Below are 1161 nucleotides of genomic sequence, written 5' to 3'. Positions count from 1 at the left end.
CGGTAAAGGTGATGACCTGATAGACGGTGGCGATGGCAATGACTTGGTTTCTGGCGACAGAGGCAACGACACCGTACTCGGCGGATCGGGGAGCGATACAGTCTTTGGCGGCCAAGGCAACGATGTTGTCGGCGGCGGCGACGGCAACGACAGCCTGTATGGCGGTAAAGACAACGATACTGTCAATGGCGGTGCTGGCAATGACTTTATCTCTGGCGACAGAGGAAGTGATGTGCTCACCGGCGGTGCTGGCAGCGATACGTTCTACTTCTTCTCCAGCGGTGGCGAATATGGGGTAGACACCATCACTGACTTTACCCCAGCCGAAGATAAGATCCGCTTGAAGACAACAGGCGGTGGTGTGTTTAGCAGTTTGGGCCCTACGTTGGACCCGACGACCGAGTTTGTCGTCGTTGGTTCCGCCTCAGCAGCAGCAACCCAGACGGGCAAAGTGGCCTACGACTCACAAAGCGGTGGGTTGTACTTCAACGGCGCAATTATTGCTCAGTTGCAGCCTAACCTGACAATTACCTCGAACAACTTCGAGCTGTTCTAAAACAACTGGCAGTTGTGGGGCAGCACCGGATAACATCTGGGGCTGTTCTCACACTGAAAGTCTTGGAAGCTTTCAACTTCATTCTGCCTGGGGCGGAGCGAAGTTGAAAGCTTTAATGTAGAGACAGAACTTATGCACGCGGAGTCAGAAACCCGGTTTCTTGGTAAATACTTCGCTAGGAAAGCTAAGGTACAGCAGATTCCAGGTTAATTAAGTAAACCTCAGAAACCCTCCGGACCGGCGCTATTGGCACCGCCCCGAAGCGAAACCAGTTTTTTGTACTTCATTTACCAGCAAAAGTGCCGTATCTCGTAGAAACGGGGTTTATGAGGCTTGAGTCTCAAAAGCAAAACAAAGTAGGAAGTAAAAGGCGGGGATGGGTGTCAACTTAACGTCAAGCGTAAAAATTTTAACGATTTATTAGTGAAATTAATCGATCGCCCGATCGCATAAAATATAAATAATCGGAAAATATCAAACTTTCAAATTAAAATTTATCGGGTTTACTGAAGCGGTAAAGTAACCGCAACTGCTGGCGATCAATGAACACTCAAGAATATATCCGGCAAGCCCAAGTTTATTTGAACAGGGGGAAGTTAACTGAG

At 48.9% G+C, this 1161-nt stretch carries 1 pseudogene; it reads left to right on the top strand.

Annotated features, from left to right (window positions below):
• Positions 1-556, top strand: a pseudogene (locus ACUVJL_RS31025) (calcium-binding protein); the annotation flags it as partial.
• Between the last annotated feature and the right edge of the window lie 605 nt (positions 557-1161).

Source organism: Microcoleus sp. OTE_8_concoct_300, from assembly GCF_031383065.1.
Classification (GTDB): domain Bacteria; phylum Cyanobacteriota; class Cyanobacteriia; order Cyanobacteriales; family Microcoleaceae; genus Microcoleus.
Note: the sequence above shows the minus strand (reverse complement) of the source record. Positions and strands in the feature narration are given on the sequence as shown.